This is a genomic window from Rossellomorea sp. QJM3NY_18 (genome assembly GCF_056173145.1).
The window spans coordinates 1,552,574-1,567,630 of the sequence record NZ_CM149659.1 but is presented as its reverse complement, the minus strand read 5'-3'; the positions used below and the strand labels follow the sequence as shown (position 1 = coordinate 1,567,630).

The window sequence follows — 15,057 nt, the reverse complement described above, 5'->3', positions numbered from 1 at the left end:
GGACTGTGTTTGTGTCGGTCAAGGTATGATGTAAGGGAAAATGACATCTTGAAATTCCTCCTAATGTTGCTTCTCCCTTTATTTTCACCATATCTCTCCCAATTATTACGATGATTGCTTGTTAGAATGTTTCCATTCCCCTATTAATCGATCTTCACGTGCAATCGCTCATTAGATGCATGTTCAAGATAAAATTCAACCATTTTTTTGATCTGGCTGGAAAGGGAAGGGCATATAATTGCTGTCCCCTTCAGGTCTTTTCGCACATTTTGGCAATTGAATTTACCTTGGTATGTAAAATAGTCCAATGCTTCCCGTTCGACTTTTAAATAACGTCGTATAAAACGGAAACCAAGTGCCCAATTAGAAAGGGTTATCGGAATACTCCCCATTGGTTTCTTTTTTAACATATGCCATAAAATCTGCTCATACACTTCCTTTACCATCAGTGGTGCTGGATCGGTCAGATGATACGTCTTTCCACTCCCCACCTCCTCATGGCCTAGATAAATGGATGCTTCCACTACATATTCAACGGGTACAATATTTATATAAGAGGTACCCTCACCGAGAAATGGAATCCACGGAAGGAAAGATAATCGCTTAAACATATTCATAATAAAATATGGCCCATCGAACTTCACGGTCTCGCCGGTTTCTGAGTTCCCTTTCACGATACCTGGGCGGATGATCGTGATTGGCAGTTTGTCCTTCAATTTATCCACCAGGACCTCTGCTTCATATTTAGTCCTTTCATAGAAGTTATGAAAACGCTCCGGGTGGATCAATTCATCCTCCATTAGTTCACCTTCACGTTATCCCGCTATAAAAGCAGTGGAAAAATACACATATCTTTTTAATCGAGCTAAGGTTTGACAGAAATCATTGACCTGTCGTGTGCCTTCTACATTTATTTTCTGTGCAAGATTCTGAGGGACTGCGAGATCATAGATGGCTGCTAAGTGCCAAACATATTCCACTTCCTCCTTAATCTTGATGATTTTCTCTTCTGCCATATCAAGATCCGTGCGGGTAATGTCCCCTTCCACAAGGATGATCTCTGCATCTGACAAGAATCTGAGTTTTCGTATTCCATCTTCCGCCTGCTTCCTCATTGAATGAAGGTGAAGTAAGTATACCTTCGATACCTTCTCCTGTTTGAGTAATTCTTCTACAATATTATGACTTAAAAAGCCCGGAAACCCCGTGATAAAATAGATACCTTTTTCCATTTGGATCCTCTCCCTCGCTTGTTACCATTATTTTGATAAAAAAAAGAGCTAACCTTACGACTAAGGTACCTCATCATTTTAGGAGGTGACTGCTTAGCATCCGGTTAACTCTCGTTGTGTGTTCTATTCTTTATATACGTATGTTTCTCTTGGTTTCTTCATTCTTCTCGTCTCTTTATCAAAGAAACTGTACACAATCGGTATGACATAAATGGTCAGTAATGTCGAGCTGATCAGTCCGCCAATGACGGCAATACCCATAGGCTGATTGATTTCGGTACCTTCACCCAGCCCCAGTGCCAGGGGCAATAAGCCGAGTATCGTCGTCAGTGCCGTCATGAAGATCGGTCTTGCCCTGTCCTGCACTGCTTCTACGATGCTGTCAAAGCTGCTCATTCCCGCCTCTTTAAGCTGATTGATATAATCAACGATGACAATAGCATTGTTTACGACGATACCTGCCAGTACAATCACTCCAATGATCGCCGATATGCTGATAGGGGTCTGTGTAATGGCCAGGGCGATTGCTACACCTATTACCATGAGCGGAACAGTAAACATAATGACAAACGGATATTTAAATGACTCGAATTGCGCAGCCATGACCATATAGACAAGCACGATGGCAAGCCCAAGGGCCAGGACCATGTCATCAATGGAATCCTCAAGGAGCTCCCTGTCCCCACTGAATGAAACCAATGTCTCGTTTGGAAGATCCAGTGATTCGATTTTCTCATCTACCGCCTTCGAAATGGCTCCAAGATTGGTTGATGATGAATAGTTGAGTGTGAATTGAACGGCATGCTGCTGATCAATTCTTTGAATGCTGACAGGTCCATCTGCAATTGAAAAGTCGACGACGGAGTTTAACTGAATATACTTCCCTTGTCCATTTGGAATGAGAAGTTTCTTTAAAGAATCAAGATTTTCAGTGATGTTCCTGTCATATTGAACGAGAACATTTATGACGTCAGAAGACTCTGTGACCATTTGGGTAGTCAGGACCCCCCGGGTCACATCTTGAACGAGCGTCCCGATTTGAGCAGGAGCTATTCCTTGTTGAAGAGCTTTCTCCCGGTTTACCTTCATTTGGACTTCTTTCACAGTCTCCATCTGATCTGTTGAAACTTCTGTGACATCTTTCATGCCTTTTAAAGAGGAGAATAACGAATCGACGGACTCCTTCAGACGATTCTGATCCGTATCCCTCAGGTTAAACGTCAAGGTTTGAGGACTGGAACCGGATGTTGACTGTAAATTAAAGGAAACTTCAGCAGATTTATTCACTTTTTGTGCAGCTTTTTCCACTTCAGACTTTACTTCATCCGCAAAGCTGAAAATCGACCTCTCCCGCTCATCGAGAGGTACCATTTTCACATAAATTTCTGCAATATTCCCTTTCCCGCTTCCTCTAAATGATTCTTCCTGGGTTGTACCCACCAGACTTACGAAAACATCGACATCTTTTTCTTTTTCCAACCTGCCTTCAATCGCTTTGACGACTTTATTGGTCTCATCGACGGAAGCTCCATTATCCAATTCGACCCTCATGTTGAAAAACCCTTCATCAGTTGGTGGCAAAAACTGTGTCCCTACCGTCGTAAGGCCCAGCCCGCCACCCACTAATGTAATGAGAGTGATGAACAATACGATGAAACGGTGACGTAGCGCCCATTTAACCGACCGGGCAAATGTCTTTCTGCTCTTAGAACGTCTCCGCTTTGCTTCGATATTTCCTTTTGGTTTCTTCAGCAGTCTGCTTGCGAGCATCGGTATAACCGTCAATGCCACCACAAGTGAGGCCAATAAACTAAAAGAAATCGTCAAGGCGAACTCGGTAAACAATTCTCCCAGTAAACCGGATATAAAAACAACCGGCAGAAATACAGCTACAGTAGTCAAGGTGGAAGCGGTGATGGCTCCCCCCACTTCTTTTGCCCCGATACTTGCAGCTTCCCTCGGATTTTTCCCCAGGGATAAATGACGATAAATATTCTCAATGACTACGATCGCATTATCAACCAACATCCCAATTCCAAGAGCCAGGGCTCCCAATGTCATGATGTTCAATGCGAAATCGGCAAAAAACATAAGAACAAACGTAACAATGACTGAATAAGGAATGGCTACCCCGATGATAAGGGGACTTTTTACATTTTTTAAAAATAAGAAGAGCACGAGCATGGCAAAAGCTCCCCCTATCAGGAGGGAATTGGCGATATTCCCGATGGCTTGAGCGATGTAATCCCCCTGATCGAACAGGATATCAGCTTTGATTGATTTATATTGATCCTGTTTTAAGAGGCGGTCCAGCTCCTTTTGAAACGCTTTCGATACGGAGGCAGTGTTAGCATCTGATTGTTGCAGCACACTGAACAGGATGGCAGATTCTTCGTTTGCGCGTGTGATTGTGTTTGTATCCTGTTTTCTCTGTTCAACTTTCGCTACATCAGAAAGCTTAAGCTTCTTTCCGGTTTGAGGATTCACTTGAAGGACCAATCCCTTTAATTCCTCCACCGACTGGAGCTTGCTTACTACTCTCGTGGTCAATGTTTGTCCATCTGTCTCGATCGTATCTCCGGGAGCGGTCACATTGTTAGCACGGATTGTATTGACCACATCGCCTTGACTCAGACGATTATCTTTCAACGCTTGTTGATTCAATTCAATGACCACTTCGTCCGTTAATGAACCTGAAACATTTACATTTGCGACACCTTCCACTCTTGTCAGTTCCTGTTTCAAATTCTCGGATAGTGTCTTGAGATTGGAATCGTTCCCTTCTTCCCGTAAAGAAAATTGAATGATCGGGAACTGGGCAGGGTCAAATTTGAGAAACCTTGGATTCTCTGCCCCATCCGGAAGTGGAGTCTGGTCGAGGCGTTGCAGGACATCATTTTCAATCTCATCGATGGAAGTGGACCATGAAAATTCAAGGAGAATAAAGTTCGAACCCTCCCTTGAAGTCGATTGAAGGTTCTTCATGCCCGGTAAGGTGGATAGGCTTTCTTCAAGTGGTTTTGTTACCTTCTCCACCACCTCCTCTGGACCCGCTCCAGGATAATTGGTCACCACGACACCTACTGGTGGATTGAGGTCCGGAATGAGTTTCAAAGGGATCCTGAGGAGGGAGACTCCTCCAAGAATAAGGATCAGCAGCATGGTGACAATGGTGAACACCGGTCGTCGTATGGAAAAATCACTAATTTTCAATGAAGTGCTCCCCTTTCTTTATGTATAGCGTTCATTACGTTTTGGAAGGAGTTACTGTTAACTATAGTCTCTTCAGGAAGATCCTTCAATATTAAAACGTCTGTGTATGATAAATATCGATTATTTTTCTATAAAATAAATAATTCCACCTTATCGGTATACACTATTTTTATACTGTAACGTAAGGAGCATTAGAATGGCGAACTGGGTTCCCTTTGTATTCCTTAGCCTTTTCAGCATTTTCGCATTATCTTTGATTGTGATGAGGAATCGTCAAATTTCTGGCCGGATCATCCTATTTTGGCTTTTCATTTCCGGATTGGCCTATGTATTTGAATATGTCATATTTGTATTATTTAACAGCTATACGTATCATCCCCATATTTTATCGAATAATTACAATGACAGCGTCCTGGGATCGATCAGTTCACAGGCATTGTCGGTTCCGATTGCGATAACGTACATTGTATTGTACCGCTTGCCGGCATGGAGGATTGCGGTCATCATCGGTATCTTCTACCTTATAGAAACGTGGTTCACACACACGAATTTATACGAACATCATTGGTGGGAATCGTATTATACAACATTTTTCCTTATCATTTCTGTTATATTAGCCAAGACGTGGTGGAGATTTCTGGAGGAATCTAACAATCATTATGTTCATTTCATCACTTTGTTCTTTGCACTTTCCACCATCTCTCTATCATTTGCCTGGATTCTCTCTTCCCTTCTCAAGTTATATATCATTCCCCTGAATCATTTTTCGAATCCGGTCAAGGATTTGATCGCAGGGAATGCCATGTACATTTGGTTCACGACGTACTTTTATAGTTTAGTTATTTTTTTCAGGAACGGCGATTGGAAATATACATTATGGAGCATCCTTTTTCTCTTGACTGTTGAGGTATTTATGACACAAGAAGGTGTATTATTACTTAACAATCCAGCGATGATCGGCGTACTCCCCCTATTTCATTTATTCATGATTTCTGCAGGAAGCCATTATTACCAGCGTTATTTTGACACATATAGTGAAATGCAACAAAAAGGACTGTCCTCTAAATGAATCATCCTCACACTAAGAGAGTGAATCATACAGATGGACAGTCCTTTTTCATTAGGTGATTGTTATGAATTCGAAATAACAGGGTTGTTCTCCGTTTGCTCTTTCTCGATGGTCCACCCTGTGAAACCATACAGGATGGTGATGACCGGGGAGATCAGGCAGAAGACCGCAAATGGTAGATATTCCATGGTTGAAACCCCTAGTACATCTGTGAGGAATATACCGCACACACTCCATGGAACTAGAGGATTCACCACTGTTCCTGCATCTTCCAATGTCCGGGATAAGGTTTTAGGGTGAAGACCCAATTTCTTGTATTGAGATTGAAATGCTTCCCCGGTCAATAGAATGGATAAGTACTGCTCTCCTACCACCAGATTGATCCCAATCGCTGATAATGCAGTGGAAAGAATCGTCCGTCTTTCAGATTGAATGACAGCAGACACTTTGTGGAGCAGCGCCGGAATGATACCCAGTTTAAATAGTAATCCACCGAGACTCAGTGAGAGAATGACAAGGGAAATCGTAAACATCATGCTGTTCACTCCCCCTCTTGTCAACAGTGAGTCAACGGATTCTACACCAGTCTTCGATGTAAAACCTTCGAATAGCACCTGGAATAATTCATTTACCTTTAACGTCCCGTGGATAAAAGATAAGAACACAGAAACGGCTATGGTGATGGCCAGTGTGAATAATGCAGGCGTCTTATATACAATCAGCACTACCAGCATTACTAAAGGAACTAAACTGTACCAGTGGATAAGGCCGGTCTGCATTAAACCTTCCTGTAACGCATCAAGCTTGGCCAAGTCGACCATACTGGTCCCGGGCGATAGGACACCAAATACAATCAATGTAATGATAAAGGCTGGTACGGTCGTCCATGCCATATTTCGAATATGGGTAAACAGATCCACTTTGACAATGGATGACGCAAGATTGGTTGTATCCGATAAAGGAGACATCTTATCTCCAAAAAAAGCACCTGAAACGATAGCTCCAGCCGTGATTGCCATGGATAACCCCATAGCCTCACCGATTCCGATCAATGCTACACCGATGGTTGCTGCCGTTGTCAGTGAGCTTCCGATTGCTACTCCACTTAAGGATGTAAGTAAAAAGGCAATCGCATAAAAATAATGTGGAGTGACAAACTCAAACCCGTAAAACATCAACGTGGGAATGGTCCCACTGATCAACCAGCTGCTCACAAGCAGTCCAATAAAGAAAAATAATAGAATGGCACCTAATCCACCCTCTGCACCGGCAATCATCCCTTTTTCAATTTCTTTGAACTTCACTTTGCGTATCTGTCCATAAACCATCAAAAAGAAGAGGGAAAGAATGATCGGAATATGAGGGACCGCTCCCACACCTATAATGCTGACACTGATGATTCCCAGCACAGCGAGTAATACTGCGGATGCTTCTGGAACGGACGGTTTATGAACGCTCTGAATGTTTAACATGTTAACACTTCCTTCTGTAAGATTTATTATGTGACCGAAAAGGGATTGTATGACAAAAAGAACCCTCCATCCCTGATAGGGACGAAGAGCTCTCCGCGTTACCACCCTAATTGAAATAAACTAATGACAAGCATAAGATCGACTGATCCCTGGCAATCCATTGGTTTATTTCCACTTCATAAAGGTTGTCTCTTGATAAACCCCCTAAGCCACTTAGAGAATTCATAAACAATGTAATTCAGAAAGAAGCGGACCTGGACTTTCAGCTGACATCCAGTCTCTGTTTGCTGTCGCACTATTTCCTACTGCGTTGTTCAAGACAAAGATATGTGATTGATTTAGTTTAAGGATTCCATTACTCTTTTACCCTTAAACGCTTTTAAGCTTTTATGCACTAAAGTATTTTATAGTAATATAATATCATGCCCTTTGAAATTGTCAAGGAACTATTTTATTCTCCTTCTCCCTTTTAAGGATCCCCTTACATTAAGAATCCCTCCCGTAAATGTTGGGAGGGGCTTGGCGATTAAACGAATTGAGTTCCTGCAAATGGTTCCATCGCTTCTTCTTGTGGTTTTCCTATGAAATAGCCTTGTGCATAGTGGATTCCGATTTCTTTACAGAAAAGCAATTCTTCTTTTCTCTCAATCCCTTCTGCCAGGACCAAAATGTCCAATTCTCCGGCAATCTTCATTACTTTCCGTAAAAACGCCTGATTATCCTCATCACGATCACAGTGATTGATGAAGGATCGATCGATCTTTACATAGTCTGGCTGAAGCAGGCTTAACATTTCAACTGTTGCAAAACCTGAACCTACGTCATCAAGGGCGACTTTCATTCCTTCTCTTTTATACACGTCAAGAACAGACCGCAAATGATCGACATCTTCAATCTTCTCTGTTTCTACCACTTCGAAGACGAGATCTTTAGGATTTACATTGCATTCATTCACAATCTTGAATGTATGGCGCAAACAAAATTCAGGGTTATAAATCGTTGAAGGAAGAAAATTGATAAAACTCTTCGTACCAGGTTCCACTTGGCCCTGCCTGGACTCGATTGCTGATTTCCTCGCCTTCTGATCCAACATGGAATGAAAACCAGTTCGCGAGGCGGCTTCGAACAACTCCCCTGGATTGATGCGTTTACTGCCACTCTCTGAGCGTAAGAGCGATTCATAGCCGAAAAGACTGAAATCGCTAAGATCGATGATAGGTTGAAGATGGCTCTTAAATTCCCCTCCCTGAATCAGCTTTACCATTTCTCTATATTTAATTAAATCCATGAATTCTTCTGCAAGACGGAAGGGACCGGGCTTCTCTGAACAATTAAAACTGCATGTCCATCCTTCCTTCACTAATGTGGTTTCTATTTCTGATAATTTTTCATTCAGCTCATCCAGATTGTCATATGAAAAAACATACAAGCCTTCTTCTGTCCTATCAACTGATCCTGTCAGAGGTAAGTCCAATCTTTTTTCGTTATGTAAAAATAAAAATCCTGCCTCATGATATTCCATCTCTATTCCACAGTTCGCACATGCGTATTGCATACTATCTCTTCCTTCCCCTGTAACGGCAATAAATACTCATACCTACATACTATGACTAAATACCCTATCAGCACCAGTAATATCCCTTTATTTTAGGATAAATTACTCAATGATTGTGAATGTTTCATGAAGCAGCTGTTTCATTTTTTTCTAAAAAGGCTATTTCGCAAAAATTGTCGTCATTTTATGTTCACAAGGATTTGAAGATGCTCTGTCAACTTAGTGTATGGCCCGAGGAGGCTCAACTCACGCCCCGCGGAAAGCGAGCACCTGGAGTGGAAATCAACCGGCATTCGTTATAATGTTTTACCAAAACAGCCAAAAAATAAAGGAAAAATAACCTTATTAAATTGAAAAAGCACTCCTCCAGTTCAGGAGAAGTGCTAAGTGTGCTTACATTAAACTATATAAACGAATATCCGGATTTTTATCATTGAACCATCTCATGGCAAAATCGTTTTCGAAAAGGAAGACGAGATTATCATGTCGATCCTTGACCAGCATGCTCCTGGAGCTTGACATGTTCTCCTTGACATCCTCTTCGTTTTCAATCCACCGGGCAATTTTAGATCCGATCGGTTCCATTTTCACATCAACGTTGTACTCATTCTTCATTCTATGCTCAAATACTTCAAATTGAAGTTGACCAACCGCTCCAAGAATGATATCTTCCGTGCGTGTTTTATAATACTGAATGGCTCCTTCTTGAACAAGCTGAAGGATCCCTTTTTGGAAGTGCTTCTGCTTCATCACGTTCTTGGCTGTGACACGGACAAAAAGTTCAGGCGTAAATTGAGGCAGCTTTTCATACTGAAAACCCTGTTTTCCCTGAACAAGTGTATCACCGATTTGATACGTACCCGTGTCATAAACCCCGATGATATCCCCACTGACCGCTTCATTCACCGTACTCCGATCATCTGCAAGAAATTGAGTGGATTGCGCCAGTTTAATGGACTTTCCTGTACGGGAAAGATTGACCGTCATTCCTCTCTCGAATTGACCTGAGCAAATGCGGACAAAAGCAATCCGGTCCCGGTGAGCAGGGTTCATATTGGCTTGAATCTTGAATACAAACCCGGAGAAATCCTCTGCTGTCGGCTCAATCTCTCCAGCATCGGAATTTCTTGGCTGCGGAGATGGCGCAAACTGTAAGTATGTTTCTAGAAATGTTTGAACCCCGAAGTTCGTTAATGCACTTCCGAAAAAGACTGGAGATAATTCTCCATTCGCTATGCGTTCACGGGAAAACTGGTTTCCAGCTTCATTCAGCAACAAAACATCTTCAAGAGTCTGATTATAGAGGTTGCTTTCTTTAAGAGGGTGTTCGCCCTCAATTTCACCATCGTCATTTAATGGGATAAAGCGATCATCTTCTTCTACTCGAAATTGCTCGATGCGATTATGGAAGCGATCATAGATTCCTAAGAATTCTTTCCCCATTCCTACCGGCCAGTTCATTGGATAAGATTGAATTCCCAATACTTCTTCAAGCTCTTCCAATAACTCAAGTGGTTCACGCCCTTGGCGATCAAGCTTATTGATGAAGGTGAAGATCGGAATACCTCTCATTCGACAAACTTTGAATAGTTTCAAGGTTTGTGCTTCAATCCCTTTCGCTGAATCGATGATCATCACAGCACTGTCAACTGCCATCAATGTTCGATAGGTGTCTTCGGAAAAGTCCTGGTGACCTGGTGTATCCAGGATATTCACCCGATAATCGTCATAATCGAAGGCCATGACAGAAGAAGTGACAGAAATCCCCCTCTGCTTCTCGATTTCCATCCAGTCAGATGTTGCAAACTTACCTGATTTCTTTCCTTTAACTGTTCCAGCGGCGCGAATCGCACCTCCGAATAATAGTAGCTGTTCTGTTAAGGTTGTTTTCCCAGCATCCGGGTGGGAAATGATGGCGAAAGTCCGTCTTGATTGAACTTCCTGTATAAAGTCTATTTTCATTCATAAAATCCTTTCTCGTCATTCTCACTTTCTCATCATATTCGTTCTAAAGTAACAATGCAACAAAGAATGGAGCAAGAAGCCCCCGTTTACCTCTTTCAAGAATAATAAGCGCCGGGTGGATCGTTTTTACATCTCAGTGGTCCATTGGACAATTCGTGAACTTAACGTCTCGGCTGTTTCCTGTGGGATCCTTTCCAGTAATGAATGGAGCAATTTTGATTGGATTTCTTCATCCTGATAAAAGAAGGAATACGACCATTCAATCGCAGGTACAGCTATCAGAAAGAACTCATCCTTCTTGTTTTCATATATATATACTTTTTGTTCCAAGCCTTCCAAAAAATTTTTTCTGATCTTCAATATTGTATCCCCTTTCATGAAAACGCTGTATTTGCGCATACTATTGACGATGTTGTCCGTACAACTTTCGACAAATCTTGCAATTATAGGTTGTCAGACGTCTGAAAGAATTGTAAAATAAAAATCCGAAAGCATCAAGTTCCAATCATACTTATCGAAGAGGTGAAAGAAGTGCAATATTTATGGGGTATCATGGGTATCATTGTCGTTATGGGAATTGCTTTTGCATTTTCTAAGAACAAAAAGCGGGTTAATGTCAGAACAGTCCTTGGAGGACTTGCCATACAGTTATTTTTCGCTTTTATCGTGTTAAAGACTTCTTGGGGACAGGGTGCCCTTAAAGGATTGACCGAAGTGGTTAATGCCATCATCAATTATTCTAACGAGGGGATCACTTTCCTCTTTGGAGGACTTTACACTGAGGAATCAAACATAGCGTTCATTTTTGCATTCAATGTACTTCCTGTCGTTATTTTCTTCTCAGCTTTAATTTCAGTTCTTTATTATCTTAAAATCATGCAATTTTTCATCAAGATTTTAGGCGGCGGTTTGTCTAAACTGTTGGGAACAAGGAAAGCGGAATCATTGTCTGCTGCAGCAAATATCTTTGTCGGACAAACAGAAGCACCTTTAGTGGTAAGACCTTTCTTAGCGAAAATGACTGAATCGGAACTTTTCGCCGTCATGACGGGAGGGTTGGCATCAGTAGCCGGATCTGTCCTTGTTGGTTATTCTCTTTTAGGAGTCCCACTGGAATACTTACTTGCTGCAAGCTTCATGGCTGCACCTGCGGGACTTGTCATGGCCAAGTTATTTGTGCCTGAAACAGACGAATCTCCCGAACCTGAAGTGTTTGAAATGGAAGCGGATTCGGAATCGGCCAACGTGATCGATGCTGCTGCCAATGGTGCAAGCGTAGGTCTGCAACTGGCTTTAAACATTGGAGCTATGCTACTTGCATTCATCGCTCTTGTCGCCATGATCAATGGCTTACTTGGATTTGTGGGCGGATGGTTTGGATTTGACAGCCTTTCTCTTCAGCTTATTCTTGGTTATGTATTTGCACCTCTTGCCTTTGCAATCGGAGTACCATGGCATGAAGCGGTTACAGCAGGGAACTTCATTGGGCAGAAGCTTGTCATTAATGAATTTGTTGCGTATTCAGCTTTCGCTCCGGAAATCGGAAACCTGTCCGATAAAACAGTAGCAATCATTTCATTCGCATTATGTGGATTTGCGAACCTTTCTTCCCTGGGAATATTACTGGGAGGACTCGGGAATCTCGCACCGAATCGCAGAGGAGATATTGCCCGTTTAGGATTAAGAGCAGTCGCTGCAGGGGCACTTGCTTCACTATTGAGTGCTGCCATTGCCGGGATGTTCATTTAATTCATCGTTTCATCAAAGAAGCCACCCACTAGCGGATGGCTTCTTTTTCTTTATAAGTTATAGGATGACCCGGCCTGAACAGTGCATCATTTGCCAGGCAGGTTCTTTTTTTACCCGCTTTCTTGGCCTGATACAATCGTTCGTCGGCAAGTGCGATCAGTCTTTCAGGTTCCAGGGTTTCAGTCGATTGAGACTGACCGAAGCTCATGGAAATGGCGATTGGCTCCAATTCTTTTAACTGTCCATACAATTCCTGAAGAAACCGTTGGATGATATGTTCATCCATAAAGGGTAAGATAAAGACAAATTCTTCTCCACCATATCTGAAGGCCTGCCCCTTGTATGCTCCGGCATGAATAAGAAAGACTTCACCTGTCTTCCGAATGACCTCATCCCCTGCCAAATGGCCGAACTCATCATTCACCTTTTTGAAATCATCTATATCTCCCAGCAATAGGATGAAGGATTCCTTCACTTCCAATTTGCTTCTGAATCTTTCCTGAAACGAACGATGATTAAACAAACCTGATAAATAGTCCTTATGGGCAAGGTGATGGTAGGCTTCTTTTTGGACATAATGAGCCCGCTCTCTTAACATGATTAACGCCCCGAATAACCCGATGATCCATAGAAAAAACAAGTTGGACGTCAAAGTGAAATAATGCTGAAATTGAAGGATATCGACTGTCATAAAGCCCATCACAACATAGCTTACACTGAATACAGACAGGGAGACGAGTGCACCCTTCGTCCTCCAGTAGATCGTCGCGTGCATCACGAATAAAATGGATATCGGATATAGCGGACTATGTATTCCTTGTGATAAAACCATCAGCCAAATCAGTGCCAGAAAATCAAAGACGATACCCGTCTTCAGTATGAATTGAAGACTGTGCTTGTCCTCCCTTGCCCGTATCAATGCAATTTGAGTCACCAGCATATAAATGACTCCTGATACCAATAAATAAGGATAGACCGTTTTGTTCGTTGTAATATTTTCTGAAAATGGAGGCATGTAAAAGATAAGCGTGGCGATCAGGACAAACAGCCATCTCAAAGTGGAAAACAATTTTTCTGTTTCATAATCATTCAAATATAACGAAAACTTCATAGGATTCATTCTCTCATCTTTTAATGTGTACTATAAATTTACCAAAGATTGTGAATTCCGTCTATCATCAAAAAAAAATAAAACAGACCAACACTTGTCGTATTGGTCTGTTCCACTATAGAGATTATTCGGTTATCCCGTACTTCAGATTGCTTTCTTCCGCAGCAATCTGTTTATCACTGTGGGGATATTTTGTATTCTCTATGATTTGATAGTCCTCATGCCCTTTTCCTGCGAAGATGATGATATCTCCCGGTTCACTTACTTCGATAGCATGTTTAACAGCTTCTGCACGATCCCCGATGAGGGCATATCGTTCATGCTGCATTCCTTTTTCCAGGTCACTCAAGATACTATCGTATTCTTCATACCTTGGGTCATCCGTCGTCAGGATGACATAGTCTGCGAGTGAGGCTTTTTCTGCCATTGTCGGACGTTTTGTCTTATCACGGTTTCCACCAGTACCGACCAGGAAGATGATTTTATTCTCCTTAAACGGAAGGACAGACTGAATGGCATTTTCAATGGCATCAGGTGTATGGGCGTAATCGATGTACACAGATAGCGGTGCCTTCATGTCAACCTTCTCCATTCGTCCATTCACTGGAGGCAGGTCACGGATGATTTCCACGAGTCTTGTGATTTCCATCCCCCTTGCATACAGGCATGCCATGGCAGTCAGTACATTATAGACATTGAATTTCCCTAAGAGCTTCATTTCCACCTCAAAGCTTCCTTCCGGTGAATTCAACGTGAATTTCGTCATATCATTGAAATATTCAATATTCACCGCCTTGAAGTCTGCATGGGCGTCAAGTCCGTAACTTATGACTTCATGTGGAGTCATGTAGCTGTAACGGTGATACCATTCATCATCGGCATTCAAGATGACATACTTTGGATTTTGAAGGTCCTGCCCCAACTGGGAGAATAAAAGACCTTTTGCATATCCGTAATGCTCCATCGTTCCATGATAATCCAAGTGATCATGACTTAAGTTTGTGAATGCAACAACATCAAAGTCGATTCCCCATAATCTGCCGAGCGCCAGTCCGTGAGAGGATACTTCCAGGGTGAAGTTTTCAATCCTCCGATCCAGTGCACTTTGCATCATCTGTTGATTCGTTAAATTATCACATGTCGTATTTTCACTCGGCAGCAATTCACCATTCAGATTAAACCCGATCGTTCCGGATAAAGCAGAACTCTGACCGTCTCGTTTAAGAATGGAATGAATCAGATTACTGACCGTGGTCTTTCCATTTGTGCCCGTCACACCGAAAACAGTTAGTTTCTGAGAAGGATAATGGTAATATTTATTCGATAATTGAGCCAGGGCTTTGAATGTATCTTTTACTACAACTAATGCCGCCTTACTTAAATCAATATCAAGCTGCTTTTCAGCTACGATTAAGGTCGCACCTTTTTCAACGGCCATTGCGGCGAAATCATGCCCATCCACTGTGTAACCTCTCGTACATACAAACATAGTGCCTTCTGTCACTTTTCTTGAATCGACGTGAATATCAGTTATTTCGGAAGGCAGTTCACCGTATACCGTTTTTAATTTAATGCTCTCTAACAGATTATATGTAATCATTCTTTTACCTCATTTTAAGTTATTAGTGTTTTTATTTTATCTTATCATCTTAGCTTTGATAAGAGAAATACCTCCTAAAATCAAAACTAAT

The 15,057-nt window shown here is 42.0% G+C and carries 9 protein-coding genes and 1 pseudogene; 2 read left to right on the top strand and 8 right to left on the bottom strand.

Features of this window, described 5'->3' with window-relative positions:
* Window positions 1-143: 143 nt before the first annotated feature.
* A pseudogene (locus tag AC0VXY_RS08055) lies at window positions 144-1,232 on the bottom strand (SDR family oxidoreductase).
* 123 nt (window positions 1,233-1,355) lie between these two features.
* Entirely contained in the window at window positions 1,356-4,445 is a 3,090-nt protein-coding gene (locus AC0VXY_RS08050; protein WP_475527492.1) for an efflux RND transporter permease subunit, read from the bottom strand.
* Window positions 4,446-4,641: 196 nt separating this feature from the next.
* Between AC0VXY_RS08050 and AC0VXY_RS08045 the strand changes: the two genes are divergently transcribed.
* Complete coding sequence (locus tag AC0VXY_RS08045) at window positions 4,642-5,514, top strand: hypothetical protein (protein WP_475527491.1); 873 nt, start codon at window positions 4,642-4,644, stop codon at window positions 5,512-5,514.
* Window positions 5,515-5,576: 62 nt separating this feature from the next.
* Here the strand turns inward: AC0VXY_RS08045 and nhaC are convergent, their stop codons facing one another.
* From nhaC to AC0VXY_RS08025, 4 genes are all read right to left on the bottom strand, one after another.
* Entirely contained in the window at window positions 5,577-6,986 is a 1,410-nt protein-coding gene (gene nhaC / locus AC0VXY_RS08040; protein WP_475527490.1) for a Na+/H+ antiporter NhaC, read from the bottom strand.
* Window positions 6,987-7,512: 526 nt separating this feature from the next.
* A complete protein-coding gene (locus AC0VXY_RS08035) occupies window positions 7,513-8,541 on the bottom strand; it encodes an EAL domain-containing protein (RefSeq protein WP_475527489.1) in 1,029 nt (342 codons plus the stop codon).
* A 393-nt stretch (window positions 8,542-8,934) separates the two neighbouring features.
* Entirely contained in the window at window positions 8,935-10,503 is a 1,569-nt protein-coding gene (locus tag AC0VXY_RS08030) for a peptide chain release factor 3 (protein WP_475527488.1), read from the bottom strand.
* A 129-nt stretch (window positions 10,504-10,632) separates the two neighbouring features.
* A complete protein-coding gene (locus AC0VXY_RS08025) occupies window positions 10,633-10,866 on the bottom strand; it encodes a YueH family protein (protein ID WP_435991766.1) in 234 nt (77 codons plus the stop codon).
* Between the two features lie 171 nt (window positions 10,867-11,037).
* Here AC0VXY_RS08025 and AC0VXY_RS08020 point away from each other — a divergent pair, with 171 nt between their 5' ends.
* Window positions 11,038-12,255, top strand: a complete 1,218-nt coding sequence (locus AC0VXY_RS08020) for a NupC/NupG family nucleoside CNT transporter (protein WP_435991768.1) — start codon at window positions 11,038-11,040, stop codon at window positions 12,253-12,255.
* Window positions 12,256-12,283: 28 nt separating this feature from the next.
* Here the strand turns inward: AC0VXY_RS08020 and AC0VXY_RS08015 are convergent, their stop codons facing one another.
* The gene (locus AC0VXY_RS08015; RefSeq protein WP_475527487.1) at window positions 12,284-13,366 is read right to left on the bottom strand and encodes a GGDEF domain-containing protein; all 1,083 of its coding nucleotides are present in this window, start codon (window positions 13,364-13,366) and stop codon (window positions 12,284-12,286) included.
* 124 nt (window positions 13,367-13,490) lie between these two features.
* The gene (locus AC0VXY_RS08010) at window positions 13,491-14,966 is read right to left on the bottom strand and encodes a UDP-N-acetylmuramoyl-L-alanyl-D-glutamate--2,6-diaminopimelate ligase (RefSeq protein ID WP_475527486.1); all 1,476 of its coding nucleotides are present in this window, start codon (window positions 14,964-14,966) and stop codon (window positions 13,491-13,493) included.
* Window positions 14,967-15,057: the final 91 nt, after the last annotated feature.

Excerpts from the sequence above, each read along its gene's own strand:
- nhaC (WP_475527490.1), bottom strand. The coding sequence starts at position 6,986 with ATGTTAAACATTCAGAGCGTTCATAAACCGTCCGTTCCAGAAGCATCC.
- AC0VXY_RS08045 (WP_475527491.1), top strand. The coding sequence starts at position 4,642 with ATGGCGAACTGGGTTCCCTTTGTATTCCTTAGCCTTTTCAGCATTTTC.
- AC0VXY_RS08010 (WP_475527486.1), bottom strand. The coding sequence starts at position 14,966 with ATGATTACATATAATCTGTTAGAGAGCATTAAATTAAAAACGGTATAC.
- AC0VXY_RS08030 (WP_475527488.1), bottom strand. The coding sequence starts at position 10,503 with ATGAAAATAGACTTTATACAGGAAGTTCAATCAAGACGGACTTTCGCC.
- AC0VXY_RS08035 (WP_475527489.1), bottom strand. The coding sequence starts at position 8,541 with ATGCAATACGCATGTGCGAACTGTGGAATAGAGATGGAATATCATGAG.
- AC0VXY_RS08015 (WP_475527487.1), bottom strand. The coding sequence starts at position 13,366 with ATGAAGTTTTCGTTATATTTGAATGATTATGAAACAGAAAAATTGTTT.